The sequence below is a fragment of the Streptomyces sp. AA1529 genome (assembly GCF_000280905.1).
In the GTDB taxonomy this organism is placed as follows: Bacteria; Actinomycetota; Actinomycetes; order Streptomycetales; family Streptomycetaceae; genus Streptomyces.
The window spans coordinates 51,880-71,158 of record NZ_ALAP01000090.1; the positions used below are offsets into that span (position 1 = coordinate 51,880).

Genomic DNA, 19,279 nt, shown 5'->3' on the forward strand with positions numbered 1-19,279 from the left:
CGGCCCGGAAGCTCAGCGGGCCGTCTTCCGCCGGGCGGCGCGGGTCAGGAAACGCTCCGGGCCCGGCTGATGTTCTTCGCCAGCCCGGCCGCCGAGCGCAGCCCCGGCTCCTCCGCCAGCCGGTCCGCCTCGGAGCACAGCTTGCCGAGCGACGGCGCTGCGGGCAGCGGCTCGGCCTCCGCGGCGGCCGGGCTCGGCTCGGGACCGGGCGAGGTGGCGTCCCCTCCGGCGCGCAGGGACTCGGCGAAGTAGGCGGCGACGGCCGACAGCCGCAGATACGGAGAGACCTCACCCTTCCACAGGTTCTCCCCCGCCAGTTCCGAGGCGGCGATCTCGTGCTCCTCCTCGTGCGGCTTCCGGCTGTCGGGATCCAGCCAGCGCACCGTCGCGGTGGCCGCCCTCCCCTTCGCGCCGTCCCGGAGCTTGACCGCGTACAGCGCCGTGACCGTGTGCCCCGGGCCGACCTCTCCCCCGTCGACCGTGTCGTCGCGGAAGTCGTCGTCGGCCACCTTGCGGTTCTCGTAGCCGAGCAGCCGGAAGTCGGTCACCGCGTCCCGGTCGAAGACGACCTGGGCCTTGGCGTCGCGGGCGCGCAGTTCGATGTTGCGGGGCAGCTGGTTGACGAAGACCTCGCGGGCCTCCGCGCGGGTGGAGAGGTAGACGGTGCTGCCGTCCCCCTTGTTGGTGAGGCGCTCCATCAGCGCGTCCCCGTAGTTCCTGCCCACGCCGACGCCGAAGAGCGAGATGCCCTGCTCCTTCCGGTAGCGGGCGACGTCGCCGAGGATCCGGTCCGCGTCGGTCTCCCCCGTGTTGGCGAGCGCGTCGGACATCAGCACGACCCGGTTGGTGGCGCCGGAGCGCCGGTGCTCGGCCGCCTGCCGGTAGCCCTCCTTCATCCCCGCGCCCAGGTCGGTGCTCGACTGCGCCTTCAGGTCCCCGACGGCCGCCCGCAGCCGGTCGCGGCCTCCGTCGTCCAGCCGGGTCATGGGCAGTACGGTCTCGGCCTTCCCGCTGAAGGTCACCAGCGAGACGGAGTCGCTCTCGCGCAGCCGGCCGGCTGCCGTCCGCAGTGCGTCCCTGACCAGGTCCAGCCGTCCGGGCCCGCCCATCGAGCCCGAGACGTCGAGGACGAAGGTGAGCGCTGCCGGGCGGCGCGGCGCGTCCGGGTCGCTCTTCCTGGTGGCCAGCCCGACCCGCATCAGCGACCAGTCGCCCGCACCGAGGCGGGCACCGTCCGCCGAGACGGAGAAGCCGTCGCCCTTCGGCCGCCGGTAGCCCTGCGGAAAGCTGTTGACGAACTCCTCCGTGCGCACCGTGCGCGGTGCCGGCCGGGCGCCGTCCCGGAGCATGCGTTGCGCATAGCTGTAGGACGCCGTGTCGACGTCCAGGGCGAACGTCGAGCGGAAGTCGGCCGGTTGCTCGGGCTTCCCGGAGGGGCCTTCCCGGGGCTCGGCGGCACCGCCGGCCGCGTAGCCGGGGGCGCCCCGGCCGCCGCCCTTGTCGAGACTCGTGGCCTCGGTGTCGTGTGTGCTGCCGCTGCATCCCGACAGCACCCCTGCCGCCACCACCATGGCGACCCCCGCGAGCCGTCCCCGTCTCATCGCGTCCCCTTCACACCGTCGTCCGGTTGCGTCACTCCGGTGTGACGGGACACGGCGCCGCCGGGATTCGTGCGGAAGGTCGCGATTCGGTGACGACCCGTTCACGGCCCCCGGTGGGAGTTCAGCGGGGATACGCGCCCGGGGCCAGCTCCTCCAGCAGGGCCCGGGTCCGCGGCGGAAGGCCGCGCTCGGCCCCGTGCAGCGCGGCGGCGCGCTCCGTGACCCGGCGCACGGCCTCGTCGAAGACGGCCTGCTGCCCCGTGTCGTGCGCGGCGCGCAGCAGCGCGTCCCACAGCCGTTCGTCGGCCGAGGCGCTCCGCAGCGCCGCGTACGCCGCGTCGACCGCGGCGCCCGGCTCCCCCGACCTGAGGTGCTCGGCGCAGAGCGCCAGCCCGACCTCGGCGACGAGCAGCGGATGCTGGGCCTCGACCGCGTCATGGGCGAGCCACCCGTACCGGCCCTGCGGCCGGTCGGAGAGCAGCGGTCCGCGGGCGAGGTCCAGGGCTTCGGTCAGCTTCTGGCGGCGCACCTGCGCCGCCAGTCTGCTGCCGCGCTCCCCGGTGCAGCCGTGGTGCAGGGTGCGCAGCACGTCCCAGTCGGAGACGACGGAGGGGCGCAGCGCGAGGCGTCCGTCCTTGTCGGTGGACAGCCGGGGCGTGCCGTCGGTCTCGATGCCCAGCCAGCCGCGCAGCCGTTCGACCAGGGCGTCCCGGACGTCGTCGGTGACGCCCTTGGGCCACAGCGCGGAGGCCAGCACCCGCGGGTGCACCCCGTCCCGGTTGAGCAGCAGCAGCGCCAGGGCCTCGTGCAGCAGCGCGCTGCGCGCCTCCTCGGGCGGTTCGATCCCGGTGACGTCGTAGCTGCCCATGATCCGGGCGTAGACGGCCGGGCGGCCGCCCTCGCTCAGGTCGACGCGGAACCCGGGTCCGCGGCCGCCCTCGGACCGCTCCCCGTCGGCGTCGGCGAACAGTTCCACCACCGCGGTGCGCAGTTCCCCGGGCAGCAGCTGGGCCCGCACCTGGAGTCCCATCCGGGGCGCGGCCAGAGTGCCCTCGGCGTCGACCGTGAACTCCCACACGGCGCTGGGCAGCCGCCCGCCGGCCACCCCGACGACGAAGCCGACGCGCGGCCCGCCGCGTTCGGTGGCGAGCGCCGCCAGCCGGTGTGCCTCCTCCTCGGTGGGCTCGGCGCCGACGAGCACCACCTGGGGCGCCGCCTGCGCACCGGAGGCGGCGGGCCCCTCGGCCCGGGCGGCCTCCCGCTCGTGCAGCAGCGCCGCCACGTCGGGCAGCTGCCGCACCCGGTCGGGCGCGAGCGCGCACAGTTCGGCGCCGAAGCCGACGAGGGTCAGCTCGATCCCCTGCGACCAGCTTCCGGTGGCGAGTTCGGCGGCGACGGAGGCGAGGACGGCGGTGCGCCGCTCCTCCTCGCCCGCGACCGACACCAGGCCGGGCACCGACTCCAGGTTGAGCAGCAGCCGCGCCTCGCCGCGCAGGCCGAGGCTGACCAGGGCCGGGTAGGGCGGCGGGCCGCCGGTGTCCACGTCGAAGCGGGTGTGCGAGCGCTGGATGGTCCAGAAGGCGGGGCTCTGGCCGAACCGCCAGGGGGCCGGCGGCTGTCCGGCCTCCTCGGCCAGTTGCAGATGCAGGTCCTGGCCGGTCAGCCAGGCCGCGTAGACGACGGGCAGCGTCCGGCCCACCTCGGCCAGGTCCTCGGCCAGCCCGCGCAGCGCCCGGTCCAGGAACCGGACGGCGCCGGGGTCGGCTCCGGCGAGGAGCGCGTCGCGGGCCAGCGCGGCCGGGTCGGAGGGCGGCGCGAAGTCGTCCCCGGTCGCGCGCCGGGACCGGCCGGTGACCGCCTTCCACAGCGCGGTCCGCCGCCGGCGCCCCAGCGCCGCCAGCACGCCCGCCGCCAGCAGCGGTGCCCCCAGCAGGGCTTCGGGGAGTCCTACCGGGCCGAGTACGCCGTCGCCGGTGTCCCCGGCCTCGTCCTGCGCGGCGCCCGACGAGTCGAGCCGGTTGCTGCGGTCGGCCTCCGGGATGCCGGCGTGGTCGAGATCGGCGGCGGTGTCGTCCTCCGCGCGGTCCCCGGTACCGGTCCGGTCTTCTCCGCCCCGGTCGTGGTCCCGGGCGCCGTCGCGGGCGCCGTCGCCGTCCTGGGCGGCGCCGCGGTCGCGGTCCGCCGCGTGCCGGTCGCTGCCGCCGCCGGGCGCGGAGTCGTGGGAGGTGCCGGGGTCGGCTCCGCCGGGCCGGATGTCGTCGGGCTGGGGGACGCCGGGGCCCGGCAGGCCGTCGTCGTCCGCCGAGTCCCCGAGGTCGTCGGTGCGGGTCGGTTCCCGCTCGTCCGGGGGCTCGGGGACGGACTGCCCCAGGCGGTCGGGGCTGTGCGCGTCCGGCGGGACGTCCAGCCGCTCCTCGGTGTCCGGCCGGGTCCGGGCGTCGTCGGTGCCGTCGGGGTCCGCGTCGGTGCCCTCGTCCGCGTCGCGGTCGGTCTGGGTGTCCCGGTCTCCGGAGGGCTGCCCGCCCGGGTCGCCGCCGTCGTCCGGGACCTGCTGGTCCGGCTTGGTGGCCGCCGGGTCGTCCGGGACGCTCGGTTGCAGTTCGGGGTCGGAGTCGTCGTCCCGGGCACCGTCGTCGGACGAGTCCGGTACCGGGTCGGCGTCCCGGTCGGGCGTGCCCTGCTCGGAGGTGTCGTCGCCCGGCGCGTCGCCGCCGGGCACCCCGCTGCCGGGGCCGTCGCCGCCGGGCTCGTCGGTGTCGGCCTTGTCGGTGCCGGGCTCGTCGGCGCCGGACCGGTCGGGCGCGGTGGGCTCGTCCTGCGCCGCGCGGTCCTCGTCCCGCTGCGGGGACTGCTGCCGGTCGCCGTGGCCGCCGCCCGCGTCGTGGCCCGGGCCGCTGTCCTGGTAGTGCTCGAACTGGGCGCGCTCCTGGCGGCCCAGGCCCTGCGCGTCATCCGGCATCTCGACCAGTTCGCCGCCGTGCGCGTCGGCGGGCATCTCCATGATCCAGCCGGGCCGGATGAGGCTCGCCTCGGAGAGCCGGGAACCGTCCGGCTGCACCCGGTCCTTGTTGAGCCGGTAGATCTCCTTGTACCGCCGTCCGTCGTCCAGGTGCCGCGCGGCGATCTCCCACAGCGAGTCGTGGTGCCGGCCCACCGGCGGCTGGATGCGGTAGAACTTCGTCCGCTCCGCCCGCTCCGAGGACTCCCCCGCGGACTGCCGCCCCGCGCCGTCGCCCTTCCCACCGGCGGCGGCCGGCACCACCGTCTCGCTGCCGCTTCCGCCCATCACCTGCGCACCGCCGCCGCCCGGCAGCGCATCGGCCCCGGCCGACTGCTGCTGGCCCGGCAGGAGTTGGGCGCTGGCGACGGTCCGCGCGGGCTGCTGCGGCTGGACATGGTGACCGAGCTGGGCCAGCCCCGGCGCGAAGCTCGCCGTGCTGGAGCCCAGCAGCAGCACCGCGGTGACCAGTTGCCGGGCCAGCAGTTGGCTCGGGCCCGCACCCGGCACCCGGGCCGGCAGCCCCACCCCGGAGAGCGCGCCCTTCACCTCGACCAGCACGCAGGCGGTGAACTGTGCCCAGGCCAGCCAGACGACGACCGTCAGGACGTCGATGAAGACCCCGGCGCTCACCTCCTCCCGCAGCATGTCCGGTGTCGGCATCCGGTGCGGCAACGGCCAGCCGATGAAGTACGCCAGCGCCGCGGGCACCCCGGCCACGAGTACGGCCAGTGCGAGGAACGCGCCGCACGCCTTGAGCAGGTCTCCGAACGTGCGGCGGGTGCGCACGGAGACAGGCGTGCGCGAGCGCGCACGGGACCTGGACCCGCCGGGGGCCGGTGCCGGTGTCGAACTGCGGCGCGCCATGTCGTGTGCTCCCAGAGTGAGAAGTGCGGACGTGGAGGAGGGGGCGGTCGCGCGGACCGGTCACCCGGTCACGGACTCCGCCGTCGCCGTGCCGTGGACGGTGAGCGGTGCGCTGTAGAACAGCCCGGTCAGGACCGGGCGGTAGGTGAGCCGGATGCGGACCCGGACCTGCTGGGCACTGGCGGAGACACAGCCGGAGGCCGCCACATCGGCCGCCGAGAGGCCGGAGCGGGTGGCGAACTCGTGGACCCGCGCGCCGCAGTTCTCGTAGTTGATGGGGGCGCTGTTGCCCTGACTGGCCCGCAGCGCCTCCTCGTCGATGTCCTGCGCAGCGTAGCGGGCGGCCTGCTCGGCGATGTCGGCGGCGCGCTCGCGCTGCGAGATGGACAGTCCGCCGTCCACCACGAACGCGGCCAGCGCCATGAACAGCAGCGCGAACATGATGACCGCCGCCGCGCCGGAGCCGCGGTCGTCGCAGGCCGCCTCCCTGGCCCGCAGCCAGGCCGCGGCCCGCTCGCGGAACTCCGCGCCGCGGCTCATCCGGTCCTCCGGTAGGGGTCGATCGGCGAACTGGACCGGCCCGAGATGTCCTTGGCGATGTCCAGCCCGAGCATGTCCAGGCCGCGCACCCGGCAGCTCACCTCGACGGTGAACAGCCCGCCGGAGCGGTAGTCGCTGCCCGCGTCGCGTACCGTCACGTCCCCGGCGCAGGTGCCCTTGAGAGTGGCGGTTGCGGCCTGCTGCGCGGCGGTCATCGCCGCGGCGTGGCTGCCGTGCTGGAGCGATCCGGCCCGCGCCGCGTCCCGGGCGGCGCCGTCGACCGCGCCCCGGCCGTCCACCAGCTGTCCGAAGGCGACCAGCACGAGGATGAACAGGATCATCACCGGGGCCAGGACGACGACCTCGATCGTCGAGAGCCCGGCGTCGCCGCTCCACGCGCCGCGGCTCGTCCTCCGCCGCATCAGCCGCCCCCGTCCGGCACGAACCGCTCCATCGGGCCCTGGGAGATCGCGTACACGTCCATATCCAGACCGGGGAAGACGGAGGGCACCCGCGCCCGGATCTCCACCCCGACGGTGTTGTCCCGCGGGCCGAGCAGCTTCACGTCGGGGTCGAGGATCAGCTCCGGGCCGAGCTGCCGGATGTAGGAGCCGGAGGTCTCCCGCGCCTTGGCGCGCCAGCCGCCCGGATCGGCGTCGGCCTCCTGCCGGGCCTTGCGCGCTCCCGCCTGGGCCGCCGCCTGCGCCACGTGGTCCGCGAAGAAGTACAGCGCGAACTGCACCGTCGCGAAGATCAGGAAGAACAGCACCGGGGTCAGGAGCACGAACTCGATCGCGGTCATGCCGCTTTCGCCGCGCCGGGAGGCAGCCTCCCGTCTGCGGCGTGCCCATCCGGCCGGCCGTTGCTGCACTCTCACGGATGCCGCTCCTAGTTGCAGGTGCCGTCCTGGTCGGCGCCGTCGATGCAGTCCTTGACCTTGTTGGCGCCGTCGCTCAGCGCCATGTTGATGATGGCGGCGACCACGCCGACGATGGCGACCACCACCGCGGAGATGATCACCCACTCGACGGCGGAGGCGCCGCGGTCCAGCTCGCCGGAGCGCGCGCGCTGGACGCGGCCGCGCAGGAAGGTCACGAGGAAGTCGACGGCGGGATGACTGATCGAGCGAAGCGGATTCGGCATCGTGCTCAGTCCTTTCTTGGTCTTCGGGTGAGGGTCGGCAGGCGTCAGATCTGGAAGACGCGCATGGCCGCTGGATAGATGAGGAAGACGAGGAAGCCCGCGCAGAGCATCAGCTGGGCCACGAGCATCGACTGGGACTTCTCACCCGCACTGCCCTCGATCTCGGCGAGCTCCCGGTGCCGCATCGTCTCGGCCCGCGAGGAGAGCGAGGCGCGCACCTTGGCGCCGTCGTCGGCGACCAGTGCCAAGGATGCCGACATGTCCTTGAGTTCGTCGACCCCCAGCCGGGCACCGAGGTCGCCGAGCGCCGCCCACTGGCTCTGCCCCGTGATCCGCGCGTCGGCCAGCGTGTCGCGGATGCGGCGCAGCGCCCAGCCGTCGCTGACCTCGCTGGCCGCCTTCAGCGCCTCGGGCAGTCCGCGGCCGCCGGCCAGGTTCATGGCCACCAGGTCGAGATAGGCGCCGACGACCCGGCGCAGATCGCGCCGTTTGGCCGCGGCGTCCCGGCGGACCTCCAGATCGGGCAGCATGAAGAACACCAGCGCGCAGAGCAGCGCCAGCCACAGCGGGATCAGCGGGCTGCGGCCGAACCCGATCAGCCAGCCGATGGAGAACAGGAACGGCCCGAAGAACAGCCCCGCGGCGGCCAGCAGCACCTTCGTCGCGAGGAACTTCTCCCAGCTGCGCTCCAGCACCTCCAGGTCGGAGCGGAGGCTGCGCTGCTCCCAGCCCTGCCGCAGATACAGCTCGGCGACCCGGGCGCCGAGCCGGGCGCGGAGGGCGGCGAACCGCCCGCTCTCCTCCGGGGCGCCCTGCGCACCCTGCTGGTGCGCGGCGGCGCGGGCGCGCAGCGCGTCGATCTCGGCGACGGAGGCGACGGTGCTCCGCCTGCCCGGTGCCAGGGCGCGGACGAGCAGGAACAGGCCCAGGCCGACCAGCGCGCCGGTGAGTGCGGTGAGGGTGAAGGGGTTCATCGGCGCGGCACCTCCGCTCCGGCGCCGGAGGCGCCCGGCCCGGCGGACGGTCCGCCGGCCCCCGGGAGGCCGGGTACCGGTGCCTCACCGCGCTCGCCCGGGCGGCCCGTACCGGCTCCGGGTGCCTGCCGGTCGGCGCGGACCAGGAACCGCTCCGGGGTCTCGATCTGCGACAGCTTGCGCAGCCACCAGAAGCCGCAGGCGAACATGGCGCACACGGCGGCCAGCACCAGCTGGCCCAGCGGGCTGCCGTAGGGCTCGACGAAGTCCCGGTTGAAGACGGCGAGGCCCAGCACGAAGGCCACGCTGACCCCGACGACGATCTGCACGCTGCGCCGGGTGGAGGCGCGCTGCGCCATCACCCGCTGCCGCATGTCGACCTCCTCGCGGGCCGACTTGGCGAGCGCGCCCAGCACCTCGCGCAGACCGGGGCCGCGCAGCCGGGCGTTGAGGATGAGCGCGGCGACGATGATGTCGGCCGACGGGTCGTCCAGCTCGTCCGCCAGGTTCTGCAGCGCGGTGGGCAGCGGGGTGCGGGCCCGCAGCCGGTCGATGAGCGCGTCCAGGTGCGGGCGGAGCGAGGGGGCGGCGGCGCGGGCCGAGGCGGGGATGGCCTGTTCGAGGCCGACGGCCCCGGCGATGGTGTCGCGCAGCGACTCCGTCCACGCGGCCAGCGCCTCCACCCGCTTCATCGCGGCGCGTTCCTCGGCCGCACCGCCGAACAGCCGGTCCCACAGGAAGACCAGTACCCCGGTGGCGATCGCCGCGACCGGCCAGCGGGTCAGCAGCAGCACCAGCACCGCGGCGCACACCGCGATCGATCCGCGCCGGCTCATGAACCGGGCCAGTTCGGCGGCGCGCCGGCCCGCGTCCCGCTGCTCGTCCGGCGCCTTGGCGGGCAACCCGCGCAGCGCGACGATCAGCAGTGCGAGGCCGCCGCCGACGGCCACGCCGCAGAGGAGCGCGTAGAGGGTGGACAGGGCGAAGATGCCGCCCGTACCGCCGCTCACAGACACGGTCTCACCCCCAGTTCCCGGTCGGCTGGTATCCGTGTGCGGCCAGCTCCTGGGCGCAGGAGACCGGCGCGTGCGCCAGCAGCCGCCCGTCCGGGGCCTCGGCGAACACCTCGCTGGAGAGGACCCGGCCGTCCACGCCGTTGATCTCGCGTACGGAGGTGACCGAGCGGGACAGCCGCCCGCCGCTGGCGAAGGCGTTGCGGCGTTCGACGAAGACCACGAAGTTGATGGCCCCGGCGATCAGCATCTGGGTGGCCTCGATGGGGAGCCGCTCGGTGGCCTGGAGCGCGTAGGTGGAGATGCGGTTGAAGACCTCGCTGGAGCTGTTGGCGTGGATCGTGGACAGCGAGCCGTCATTGCCCTGGGACATGGCGTTGAGCATGGTGACGATCTCGTCGCCGAGCACCTCGCCGACGATCACCCGGGAGGGGTTCATCCGCAGCGAGCGGCGCACGAGTTCGGCCATGCTGATGGTGCCCTGGCCCTCGGAGTTGGGCAGCCGCTCCTCGAACGCGACGACGTTCGGGTGCAGTTCGGGGAACTGGTCCAGGCCCAGCTCCAGCGCCCGCTCCACGGTGATCAGCCGCTCGGGCGGGGGGATCTCGTTCGCGAGGGCGCGCAGCAGCGTCGTCTTGCCCGCGTTGGTCGCTCCCGCGATCATCACGTTCTTGCGGGCCCGTACGGCCGCCGTCAGAAAGCTGCCCAGCTCGGGGGTGAGGGTTCCGTTGCCCACCAGGTCGGAGACGAAGACCTTGCCCATCCGGGCCCGCCGGATGGACAGTGCGGGCCGCCGGGTGACGTCCATGACGGCGGAGAGCCGGGAGCCGTCCGGCAGCCGCAGGTCCAGCTGCGGGTTGGCGGAGTCGAAGGGGCGGGAGGAGAGTCCGGAGTAGGCGCCGAGGATCTGGATCAGCTCGATCAGTTCCTCGTCCGACTCGGCGACGGGCTCGCCCCGCACCTCGCGGCCGTCCGCGTAACCGACGAAGACCTGGTCGTAGCCGTTGACGTCGATGTTCTCGACCTCGGGGTCGTCGAGCAGCGGCTGGAGCCGCCCGACGCCGAACAGCGCGGCGTGCACCGCGGCCGCGTACGCCTCCTCGGACTGCGCGTCCGGCGGGGTGCGGCCGGAGGTGATCTCGGTGCGCGCGTGCTCCTCGAGGATCTGCGCGATCACGGCGCGCGCGAACTGCCGCTCGTCCTCGGCGGACATCGCCGCCACGCCGGACGCCTGGTCGATGCGGCGCTGTTCGGCGATGCGGTCCCCGGCCTCCTGCCGGAACCGCTTCACCAGTTGGTGGTCGACCATGCTCGCGCTCACGAGGCGGCTCCCTCATCCCGCGGGTCCCCGCTTCCGGGGGTGCCGGGCAACGGTGCCGGCGGTGCCGGTTCGGGCGCCGTCGGCCTGCGCCGCCCGCGCAGCCCCTTGCGCCCCTGCGGGGAGGCGTCCTGCCCGGCGGTGCCCGGCGCGGGAGCGGCGGCCGGTTGCGCCGGGGGTGCCTGGACCGGCGGCAGCGCGCCCGGTGCCTGCGGGCGCTGGGCGGCCTGCGGGGCGGGCGGCGAGGGGTGCGGGGCGGGCGGGGCCGCCTGCGGGGCGGGCCGAGGGGGTTGCGGTCCGGACGGTGGCGTCCGCGGGCCGGGCGCACCCTGGCCGGCGGGGGTCCACGGGCCGGGCGCGGCGTATCCGGGCGCCCCGGGTGCCGGAGCGGGGCCGGGGCCCGCCCCGGGGTGGCCGGATGTGCCGGGGTGCCCGGGCCGGGGGTGCGGGGCCGGTCCGGGGTGCGGAGGTGCTCCGGTGCTCGGGGCCGGGCTCCGGGGCTGCGGGCCGGGGCCGGGCGGGGTGAGGGACTGCTGCGGCGGGGCGGTCGACTCCCAGTTGGCGCCGTACTGCTGGTGCAGATCGGTGGCGATCTTGCGTACCGAGCGGACGAGCAGCGACCGTTCGACGCGGCCGCGGCGGCGGCCGGCCAACTGCTCGGCGCCCAGCGTGTCGTGGGCGAGGACGCCGACGACCCGGGCCCCGGCGCGGGAGGCGACCAGCATGTCGTTGACCTGTCCCGCGGTCTTGGTGGCGCCCTGGGTGCGGGCCACCAGCAGTACGCCGAGGAGGGGTTGGGCCAGCGGGCCGGCGGTGTGCCCCGCGCCGTGCAGCCGTGCGGTGAGGGCCAGGGCGCGGTCCCGCACCCGGGCGATCTGCTCCGGCTCGTCGCGCGCGACCAGCAGCACCAGCGCGGCGTGCGGCAGGAGCGCCACCGAGGCGGCCTCCGGACCGATGCGTCCGCAGTCGGCGATCACGTCGGCGGCCAGTTGCGGGTGCGGCGACTCGGCGAGGTGTGCGAAGGCGCGGCCCACGGTGTCCCACTGCCCGGCCAGCCCGGCGGACTGCTCGGCGCTGCCGAGTCCGACCAGCACCTCGAGACCGCCGGAGAGCCGCTGGGTGTGGTCCCAGAGCTGTTCGGCGGCGAGCCCTCTGCGGGCGGTCGCGGCGAGCGACAGCAGTCCGGTGTTGGGGTCCAGCGGACGCCCGTCCGCTGCGGGACTGCGGTAGACGAGGTCACCGCCCGCGGTGTCCGTCTCGGCCAGCAGCGCGCGGCGCGGCCACACCGCCGAGAGGGCGACGGCGGTCGTGGTGACCCCCGGTGCGCCTTTGTCGGCGGCGAGTGCGATCAGCGCCATTCCGGCTACGCCTTTCCTTGTGTCCGTGTGCTGTCGTCCGTGCCGTGGTGCCTGCTGTCGTGTCCTGCCGTAGCCGACGACGACACCGCGCGGCGGACGGTTCCACGGGCGGGCCCGACGTCCCGGCGGCGAGGAGTCGGCCACGCGGCCGCGGGGCGCTGGGTCCGCGCGCGGCGTCTCAGCTTCCGCCGTCGGCGTCGAGGACGAGGGAGACCTCTCCGTTGGAGGCAGCCGCGGTCAGCTCGGCGGCGTCGCTCTTGTCGACCACCACGGAGACGGGCAGGTTGCCGCTGGAGGCGAAGGAGTCGCCGGAGCCGGACTTGATCGACTGGACCTTCGCGCCCTCGGCGATCGTCGCGTTGCCGGAGGAGCCGCGCCGCTGCCCGGAGCCGTCCCCGGTGCCGCTGTCGGAGTCGTCGCTGCCGCCGGAGGAGGTCTCGCGGCCCACCCGGTAGGCGGAGACCGTGTCGCCCTCCTTCAGGCGCGGCGGGTACTGCCCGCTCTTGAGCGAGAGCCCCACCACGGCCTTGCCGGCCTCCAGGCCCTTCTCCTTGGTGAGCATGCTGCCCACCAGCACGGTGCCGTCGACCAGGTCGGTGGTCGAGCGGTACTTCTTGAGCAGGCCGCGCTGGTCCCAGCGCACGTATTTGATGTCGCTGTCCTCGGCGACCATCACCGGTTCGACGGCCGAGTCGGGGATCGTCTGGCCCTGCTGGACCCGCTTGGTCAGCACGACGGCCTCGACCCGGTCGCCGGCGCGCATCACCAGGACGGTGGCGCCGAGCGCACCGAGCAGGACGAGGAGGACGGCGAGTGCGGCGAGCGCGGGCTTGCGCTCGCGTGGCGGGGCGGGCAGCCGGTCACCGGCCGGTGGGGTGAGTGCCGCCCCGCGCCCGACTCCGGCGGAGCTCCGCTCCTGGGTCTTCACCTCACCACCCCCGTGTTCCGTTCTGTGTGCGTCTCACGTCGTTCCACGTCGAGAAACCTGCCCCCGCGCCGCCGTGTGATACCCCACAGCGGACATACCCCCGCGTACCGACACGCGGCCACGCCCTACAGATCCCGGGCACAGTATCAACACCCCCCGACCCCCTCAAGGCGGATCCGACCGCTGCCGCGGGGCGTGATTCCGGGCCCGGCGAGGCGGGACGCTCGGGCCCGCCGAGGCGGAGTCCGGGGCCCGAAAGGGCGGAATCCGAGCCTCCGGAAGAGCGGATCCCGGACCCGGCGAGGCTACGGGCGGGCATCGACCGGGCATCGGCCAGGAGACCGGAGGGTGCGGTTCCCAGGTGTTCGAGTACGGTGTCGGAAAGGCGTCAAGATCGCGCCAGGTTTGTCACAGGTGTGCCGGGAAGTCTGGTCGGCGGTACGGGGACCCTCCCCGTATCTCTGCACGCGCCGATCCAGGAGCCGCCCATGACACCGCCCACCGCAGACGAGAGCCGCGACCAGCAGAGCGGCAGCGGCGACACGTCGCTCTTCGCACGCCCCTCGGCCCGCGAGCGCAAGCTGCTGTCCGACGCGCTGCGCACGGAGACCGTCGGTGGGACGGTATTGCTGGTCGCCGCCGTGGTGGCACTCGTCTGGGCGAACACCCCGCTCGCGCATCTGTACGAAAGCGTGCGGGCCTTCCACTTCGGCATCCCCGCGCTGGGGCTGGACCTGTCCGTGGAGCACTGGGCCTCGGACGGCATCCTGACGATCTTCTTCTTCGTCGCCGGCATCGAGCTGAAACGCGAACTGACCGTCGGCGAACTGCGCCGCCCCGCGGCCGCCGCGCTCCCCGTCGTCGCGGCCGCCAGCGGCATGGTGGTACCCGCCCTCTGCTACGTCGCGGTGAACCTGGCGGACGGCGGCAACCTGAACGGCTGGGCCGTGCCGATGGCCACCGACATCGCCTTCGCGCTCGGCGTCCTCGCGGTGATCGGCACCAATCTGCCCTCCGGCATCCGCGCCTTCCTGCTGACCCTCGCCATCGTCGACGACCTGGGCGCCATCCTCGTCATCGCCGTCTTCTACACCTCCACCCTCAACTGGGTGGCCTTCGCCGGTGCCGTCGCCGGGCTGGTGATCTTCCGCGTCCTGCACGTCAATCTGCGGCTGCGCGGCTGGTACATCTACGTACCGCTGGGCGTGGTGATCTGGGCGCTGATGTACAACAGCGGCGTGCACGCCACCATCGCGGGCGTCGCCATGGGCCTGCTGCTCCGGGTCAAGCCCGACAACCCGGACGACCCGAACAGCGTCTCCCCCGCCGAGCGCATCGAGCACCTGGTCCGCCCGCTGTCGGCCGGCTTCGCCGTCCCCGTCTTCGCCCTCTTCGCGGCAGGCGTGAGCGTCTCGGCCTCGGCACTGAGCGAAACCTTCCGGCAACCGGAGGCGCTCGGCGTGATGGTCGGCCTGTTCGCCGGCAAGTTCCTCGGCGTCTTCGGGGGCACCTATCTGGCGGCCCGGTTCACCCGAGCCCGCCTCAGCTCCGATCTGGCCTGGGCGGACGTGGCCGGGGTCGCCATGCTCGCGGGGATCGGCTTCACGGTCTCGCTGCTGGTCTCCGAGCTGGCCTTCCAGGGCGCCGCCGTCACCGAGCACACCAAGGCCGCCGTCCTCCTCGGCTCGCTGCTCTCCGCACTGGTGGCCTGCTTCCTGCTGAAACTGCGGGACGCGAAGTACCGGGCGCTGTGGGAGGCGGAGACCCGCGACGAGGACCAGGACTCCATCCCGGACATCGACCAGGAGCTGGACCCGGTCCGCCGCCCCGCCGAGGCGGCCCGCCGCGCCCGCGAACAGGAGCGCGCGCAGGCCCGCGAGCAGGAGCACGGCGAGAAGTGACGGGCCGCCCGGCGCCGAGCGGTCGGCGCCGGGCGCAGCCTGCTGCTCCGCACGTTCCGCACACCCTGCGCGGTGCTCCCCGTCCCGCACGTCCCGGGGCTGCTACCGGTCGTGCACGTCCTCCTGCGTGCCCTCGAAGGAGTACTGCATCAGGACCGTGTCGACCCAGCGGCCGTGTTTGCGGCCGACGGCCGTGAGCCGCCCCGCCGGGGTGAAGCCGTGGCGGCGGTGCAGCGCCGCGGAGGCGTCGCTGCCGGTGTCGGCGATGACGGCCACCATCTGCTGGACACCGGCCGGTCCGCACTCCCGGAGCAGTCGCGCCAGCAGGGCCGAGCCCAGTCCCCGGCCGGTCCGGTCGGGAGCGAGGTAGACGGAGTCCTCGACCGTGTACCGGTAGGCCGGTTTGGGGCGCCAGGGGCCCGCGTAGGCGTATCCGGCGATCTCGGTGCCGAGCTCCGCCACCAGGAAGGGCAGCCCACGACCGGACAGTTCCTCGAACCGCCGCCGCCAGTCGTCGGCGGACGGCGGGGTCTGGTCGAAGGTGACGACGGTTTCGGTGACGTAGTGCGCGTAGATGTCCGCGACCGCTGCCAGATCGGCGAGGGCGGCCGGCCGGATGCAGGGGGCGGACGACGTCGGAGGCGAGGAAGCCGAGGAAGGTGAGGAAGGTGAGGAAGACACAGCAGACTCTCTACTCCTCCGAGGCGGGTTTATCCACAGGGATTTTCCGCAGCCGACCCGACCCCCGACACTGTCCGTGGCGCCCCCTAGAGTGCGGGGCGCGGGCTCGGAGCAGGCTTGGGCGGGCCCGAGGCGAACGGGGGCAGCACAATGGCGAGGACGGGCCGGGACGGCCTGCGGACGGCGGACGGCAGCACGGCCACGGACGCGCACGAGGAGCACGCCGCGGACGACGCCGCCTGGGGCGCGGCACTGGTCCGCGCCCAGCTCGCGCCCGGCGAGCTGTGGGCGCGCGCCGCACTCGTCGTGGCGCTCTGCGCGGGCAGCGGCCTGCTGGCCTCCGGCATCTACGACTACACGCACGTCGGCCGTCCCGAGGGGCTGGCCGCGAACCTGTCACTGGGCACCGGCACGGTCCTCGTGCCCGGGGCGCTGGTGGTGCTGCTGCGGCTGCGCGGCCGCAGCCGCGACCGGCACCGGATGATCGAACTGTACGGCGGCCCGGTCGGCGGTAAGGCCGGGCCGGGGCTGCGCGGGCGGCGGGCCGGATGGACGGCGCTGTCGGTGCTCGCGCTCCTCCTCGCCTTCGTCTTCCTCCTCTCGGGGCTGATGCAGGCGTTCTCCTCCGACCCGTACGAGGAACCCGACCCCACGGTCTACGGAGCGCTGCTGGCGTGGGCCGTGATCCTGACCGTCGCCGGCTGCGGGGGCATGGCCCGGGCCCGCCGGTACCGGCCGCGCGCCGACGGCCCGTCGGGTACATCCGGCTCCGGCGGCAGCGCGCGGGACGCGCGGCTGGCACCCGGCGCCGGGCTCTACACCCGGCTCGGCGCTCGCCCGGCCGCCCCGCACCGGCTCAGCCCCCGGCTGGACGCCCGGATCCAGCAGCTCTCGCTGCCCGCCGCCACGGGCCTGGCGACGACCGTGACGCTGGTGGGATGCGCGCTGGCCGCGGCCACCATGCTGCTGCCCACCCATGTCGGCGGCGAGCCGCTGTTCTGGACGCTGCTGCTGCTCACCGCGGTCTATCTGGTCCTGCTGCTGCTGGAGTTGACCTACTACGGGCCGCGGCCCGGCTGTCTGCTGCTCATCATCCTCGCGGGGCTGGCGCTGCTGGTCGTCGCAGGGAGCGGCAACACCGCCTCGGTGCTGGGGCAGCGCGGCGAGTGGACACGGGTGGAGCTGACGGAGGTGCACCACCCTGCCAAGGGCGGTCCCACCTGCGACATGCGTCCGCTCGCGGAGGACGGGATCCGCACCGACGGCCTGCGCCTCCCGTGCAGCGAGAGCGAGGTGGGCGAAACCCTGTCGGTCGTCGCCGACCCGCGGGGCGAGGTGCGGCCCAGCCGCTCGGAGCCGACGCAGCTGGGGGCCTTCGTCGTCGGCTGGGGCCTCACCACCGGCGTCCTGGTGAGCTGCGCGATCGGCGCCGCGGTCTACGGCCACCGCCGCCGCGGCGAGTTGGGCCTGCACACGAGCGAACCGACCGGAGAGTCCTCCCGATGACGCACAGCCCTGGCGGCGCCGCACCGGACGGCGGTCCCGCACCTTCCACCCCGCTCGGCGGCCCCGTCCCCGCCCACCCCGTCTATCCGGACCTGGCGGGCAAGGTCGCGGTGGTCACCGGCGGTTCCCGGGGCATCGGCGCCGAGACCGGACGGGCGCTGGCCGCCCAGGGCGTCGCCGTCTGCCTGGTGGGACGGGACCGCCCGGCCCTGTTCGAGGTCGTCGACGGCATCGGCAAGGAGGGCGGCACCGCGATCGGCGCTCTCGCCGACGTGACGGACACCGGGGCACTGCGCCGGGTCGCCGAGCGGGTGGCGGAGGAACTGGGCCCGGTCGACATCCTCGCCGCATTCGCGGGCGGCCGGGGCTCACCCGTACCCGCCCTGGAGCTGTCCGAGGAGCGCTGGCGGCAGGTCCTCGACACGGGACTGACCGCCACCTTCCTGACGGTCCGCGCCTTCCTCCCGGCCATGGTCGAACGCTTCAGCGGCAGTGTCCTCACCCTGACCGCAGCGTCCCCGGCGTCCCCGGCGTCCTCGGCGTCCTCCGGAGGCCCCCGCCCCGGCGGGCCCGACCTGGCCCACGGCGTCGCCAACGCGGGACTGACCACGCTCGCCCGGCAACTCGCCACCGAGCTGGGCCCCCAGGGCATCCGCGTCAACTGCCTGGCCCCCTCCACGGTCCGCACCGAGAAGGTCGCCGCCGCCATGTCCAAGGAGGCGCAGCACCGGACCGCACTGCGCCACCCGCTCCGCCGGATGGCCGAACCGGCGGACGTGGCCTCGGCGGCGCTCTTCCTCGCCTCCGACGCGGCGAGCTATCTCACGGGCATCACGCTGGACGTGGCGGGCGGCCGGATCCTCGGCTGACCCGCCGCCGGTCAGCGCGCCGCGTCCGGTACGGCGTGGCGGGCGGGCCGGATCCTCGGCTGGCCCCCACTGCCGGGTCGCCGCGGCGGAGGCGGGCTGTTACCGGACGCGGACAGAACTCCGTGAACAACTCCGGCCCGCGCGCCATCTCATGGGGTACAAGCTCACAGCCGATGCGGCCGCAGCCCGCGCAGACGGGCGCCGACACCGCATCCTGACAGCCCTTGGGGGATTGCCATCATGACCGCTCGCCGCACCCGCCGCACGCTCCGCACCACCGGCCTGGTCGCCTTCGCCGCCGCCGCGGCGCTCTCGCTGACCGCGTGCCAGGGCACCGACCAGGACGCCGCGGGCAGCTCGCAGAAGAAGGACTCCGCCGCCTCGCACTCCACCGGCGAGGACAAGGCCGCATCCGGCGGCTCCTCGTCCGACAGCTCCTCGTCCGGCGGCTCCTCGTCCGCATCGGGCAAGACCCCGAAGGGCGAGCACAACGGCACACCCGTCGCCGACAGCACCGAGAGCAAGGCGGCCTCGCCCGTGCGCACCCAGACCCTGGTGGACGGCAGCACCGCCGAGATCTACCGGAGCGGCGACCAGAACTACCGCGCCGAGATCGTCAACGGCGGTGAGCGGTACGGCACGCTGCGCACCCATGACGCGGACGACGGCGCCAACTTCAACGGCATGTACCTCGTGCTCACCATGGGCGGCAAGGTCCACTCGTGGACGGGCGGCGAGCAGCAGGGCCCGGGCACGTTCGACCTGGAGGGCGGCTGGAAGGCCGAGGTCACCAAGCTCGGCCAGAACCGGTACCGCGCGGAGATCCTGGGCGACGACGGTGCGGTCAACGGCACCCTGGAGGCGGACGAGAGCGCCACCGGGACCAGCGCCAACGGCGTGTACATCGTGCTCACCCCCGGTGGCGTCATCAGCTCCCACTCCTGACCCTCATGCCCCCTGACCGCTGTGGCGGGGGAGCCGCCGGGGGGCGGCTCCCCCGCCACAGCCGTACGCGGGCCCGCCGGAGACGGCCCCGCAGATACGCGGCTTGACCCTCACGCCGCGTGAGGCTGAAGGGTGGGGCCCATGAGCGACTACGACAACGCGTTCGAGATGAGCCCTGTCCCCCCGCCCGGCCCGGATGCGGTTCCGCCGGAACCGTTCCGCGGCATCTACGGCATGCCCGCCTTCGTGACGATCCCGACGGACGACCTCACCGCCTCGGTGGACTTCTGGACACGCGGGCTCGGGTTCTTCGAACTGTTCAGCATCCCTGGCGCGGTGGTGCATCTGCGCCGCTGGGCCTTCCAGGACGTGCTCCTCGTCCCGGCGGCGGGCGTTCCGGAGCAGGCGCCGGCGATGAGCGTGAGCTTCGCCTGCGTGCTCGGCCAGCTCGACCAGCTCGTCGAGACCTGCCGTGCGGTGCGCCCGGACTCGGTCGACGGCCCGCGGGACACCCCGTGGAACACCCGGGACGTGACGGTGACGACGCCGGAGAACGCCCGGATCGTCCTCACCGCGGCGAAGCCTTTCGACCCGGACAGCGAGGAGGCACGCAATCTCGCAGCCGTCGGGATCACCG

General features: G+C 74.5%; 17 protein-coding genes. 5 read left to right on the top strand and 12 right to left on the bottom strand.

Features of this window, described 5'->3' with window-relative positions; translation table 11 throughout:
- Positions 1–44: 44 nt before the first annotated feature.
- From A949_RS0125670 to A949_RS0125725, 11 genes are all read right to left on the bottom strand, one after another.
- Positions 45–1,601 carry a vWA domain-containing protein gene (locus tag A949_RS0125670; protein ID WP_037707681.1) on the bottom strand — a complete coding sequence of 519 codons (1,557 nt, stop codon included), beginning with the start codon at positions 1,599–1,601 and terminating at the stop codon, positions 45–47.
- Between the two features lie 121 nt (positions 1,602–1,722).
- The gene (locus A949_RS0125675; protein ID WP_019358914.1) at positions 1,723–5,388 is read right to left on the bottom strand and encodes a BTAD domain-containing putative transcriptional regulator; all 3,666 of its coding nucleotides are present in this window, start codon (positions 5,386–5,388) and stop codon (positions 1,723–1,725) included.
- 138 nt (positions 5,389–5,526) lie between these two features.
- Positions 5,527–6,006 (bottom strand): pilus assembly protein TadG-related protein, encoded by a 480-nt coding sequence (locus A949_RS0125685; protein ID WP_019358915.1) that lies wholly within the window; start codon positions 6,004–6,006, stop codon positions 5,527–5,529.
- A complete protein-coding gene (locus A949_RS0125690) occupies positions 6,003–6,428 on the bottom strand; it encodes a TadE/TadG family type IV pilus assembly protein (protein WP_019358916.1) in 426 nt (141 codons plus the stop codon). The genes A949_RS0125685 and A949_RS0125690 overlap by 4 nt, the downstream gene beginning before the upstream one ends.
- Positions 6,428–6,808: a TadE family protein gene (locus tag A949_RS0125695; RefSeq protein WP_019358917.1), complete on the bottom strand. Its 381-nt coding sequence runs from the start codon at positions 6,806–6,808 to the stop codon at positions 6,428–6,430. The genes A949_RS0125690 and A949_RS0125695 overlap by 1 nt, the downstream gene beginning before the upstream one ends.
- Before the next feature lie 86 nt (positions 6,809–6,894).
- Entirely contained in the window at positions 6,895–7,149 is a 255-nt protein-coding gene (locus A949_RS0125700) for a hypothetical protein (RefSeq protein WP_019358918.1), read from the bottom strand.
- A 44-nt stretch (positions 7,150–7,193) separates the two neighbouring features.
- Complete coding sequence (locus A949_RS0125705) at positions 7,194–8,123, bottom strand: type II secretion system F family protein (protein WP_019358919.1); 930 nt, start codon at positions 8,121–8,123, stop codon at positions 7,194–7,196.
- On the bottom strand, positions 8,120–9,133 hold the full coding sequence (locus tag A949_RS0125710) for a type II secretion system F family protein (protein WP_019358920.1): 1,014 nt from the start codon (positions 9,131–9,133) through the stop codon (positions 8,120–8,122). Before A949_RS0125710 ends, A949_RS0125705 begins: the two co-directional genes overlap by 4 nt.
- A 10-nt stretch (positions 9,134–9,143) precedes the next feature.
- A complete protein-coding gene (locus A949_RS0125715) occupies positions 9,144–10,445 on the bottom strand; it encodes a CpaF family protein (protein WP_037707711.1) in 1,302 nt (433 codons plus the stop codon).
- 8 nt (positions 10,446–10,453) lie between these two features.
- On the bottom strand, positions 10,454–11,812 hold the full coding sequence (locus tag A949_RS39305) for a hypothetical protein (protein WP_019358922.1): 1,359 nt from the start codon (positions 11,810–11,812) through the stop codon (positions 10,454–10,456).
- Between the two features lie 178 nt (positions 11,813–11,990).
- Positions 11,991–12,740: a hypothetical protein gene (locus A949_RS0125725; RefSeq protein WP_019358923.1), complete on the bottom strand. Its 750-nt coding sequence runs from the start codon at positions 12,738–12,740 to the stop codon at positions 11,991–11,993.
- 488 nt (positions 12,741–13,228) lie between these two features.
- Here A949_RS0125725 and nhaA point away from each other — a divergent pair, with 488 nt between their 5' ends.
- Complete coding sequence (gene nhaA, locus A949_RS0125730; protein ID WP_019358924.1) at positions 13,229–14,641, top strand: Na+/H+ antiporter NhaA; 1,413 nt, start codon at positions 13,229–13,231, stop codon at positions 14,639–14,641.
- Between the two features lie 102 nt (positions 14,642–14,743).
- Here nhaA and A949_RS0125735 read toward each other — a convergent pair whose 3' ends face one another.
- The gene (locus A949_RS0125735) at positions 14,744–15,322 is read right to left on the bottom strand and encodes a GNAT family N-acetyltransferase (RefSeq protein WP_019358925.1); all 579 of its coding nucleotides are present in this window, start codon (positions 15,320–15,322) and stop codon (positions 14,744–14,746) included.
- A gap of 150 nt (positions 15,323–15,472) precedes the next feature.
- On the opposite strand from A949_RS0125735, the gene A949_RS0125740 reads away from it, so the two are divergent.
- From A949_RS0125740 to A949_RS0125755, 4 genes are all read left to right on the top strand, one after another.
- Complete coding sequence (locus A949_RS0125740) at positions 15,473–16,828, top strand: hypothetical protein (RefSeq protein WP_019358926.1); 1,356 nt, start codon at positions 15,473–15,475, stop codon at positions 16,826–16,828.
- Positions 16,825–17,697 carry an SDR family NAD(P)-dependent oxidoreductase gene (locus tag A949_RS0125745; protein WP_019358927.1) on the top strand — a complete coding sequence of 291 codons (873 nt, stop codon included), beginning with the start codon at positions 16,825–16,827 and terminating at the stop codon, positions 17,695–17,697. Before A949_RS0125740 ends, A949_RS0125745 begins: the two co-directional genes overlap by 4 nt.
- Positions 17,698–17,937: 240 nt before the next feature.
- On the top strand, positions 17,938–18,642 hold the full coding sequence (locus A949_RS0125750; RefSeq protein WP_019358928.1) for a hypothetical protein: 705 nt from the start codon (positions 17,938–17,940) through the stop codon (positions 18,640–18,642).
- A gap of 141 nt (positions 18,643–18,783) precedes the next feature.
- Positions 18,784–19,279 (top strand): VOC family protein (locus tag A949_RS0125755; RefSeq protein WP_019358929.1); only part of this gene is annotated, 496 nt, incomplete at its 3' end.

Bases quoted from the DNA above. Each gene is read 5' to 3' on its own strand.
- A949_RS0125695 (WP_019358917.1), bottom strand. From the start codon at position 6,808: ATGACCGCGATCGAGTTCGTGCTCCTGACCCCGGTGCTGTTCTTCCTG.
- A949_RS39305 (WP_019358922.1), bottom strand. From the start codon at position 11,812: ATGGCGCTGATCGCACTCGCCGCCGACAAAGGCGCACCGGGGGTCACC.
- A949_RS0125745 (WP_019358927.1), top strand. From the start codon at position 16,825: ATGACGCACAGCCCTGGCGGCGCCGCACCGGACGGCGGTCCCGCACCT.
- A949_RS0125700 (WP_019358918.1), bottom strand. From the start codon at position 7,149: ATGCCGAATCCGCTTCGCTCGATCAGTCATCCCGCCGTCGACTTCCTC.
- A949_RS0125685 (WP_019358915.1), bottom strand. From the start codon at position 6,006: ATGAGCCGCGGCGCGGAGTTCCGCGAGCGGGCCGCGGCCTGGCTGCGG.
- A949_RS0125750 (WP_019358928.1), top strand. From the start codon at position 17,938: ATGACCGCTCGCCGCACCCGCCGCACGCTCCGCACCACCGGCCTGGTC.
- A949_RS0125715 (WP_037707711.1), bottom strand. From the start codon at position 10,445: ATGGTCGACCACCAACTGGTGAAGCGGTTCCGGCAGGAGGCCGGGGAC.
- nhaA (WP_019358924.1), top strand. From the start codon at position 13,229: ATGACACCGCCCACCGCAGACGAGAGCCGCGACCAGCAGAGCGGCAGC.
- A949_RS0125690 (WP_019358916.1), bottom strand. From the start codon at position 6,428: ATGCGGCGGAGGACGAGCCGCGGCGCGTGGAGCGGCGACGCCGGGCTC.
- A949_RS0125705 (WP_019358919.1), bottom strand. From the start codon at position 8,123: ATGAACCCCTTCACCCTCACCGCACTCACCGGCGCGCTGGTCGGCCTG.
- A949_RS0125740 (WP_019358926.1), top strand. From the start codon at position 15,473: ATGGCGAGGACGGGCCGGGACGGCCTGCGGACGGCGGACGGCAGCACG.
- A949_RS0125670 (WP_037707681.1), bottom strand. From the start codon at position 1,601: ATGAGACGGGGACGGCTCGCGGGGGTCGCCATGGTGGTGGCGGCAGGG.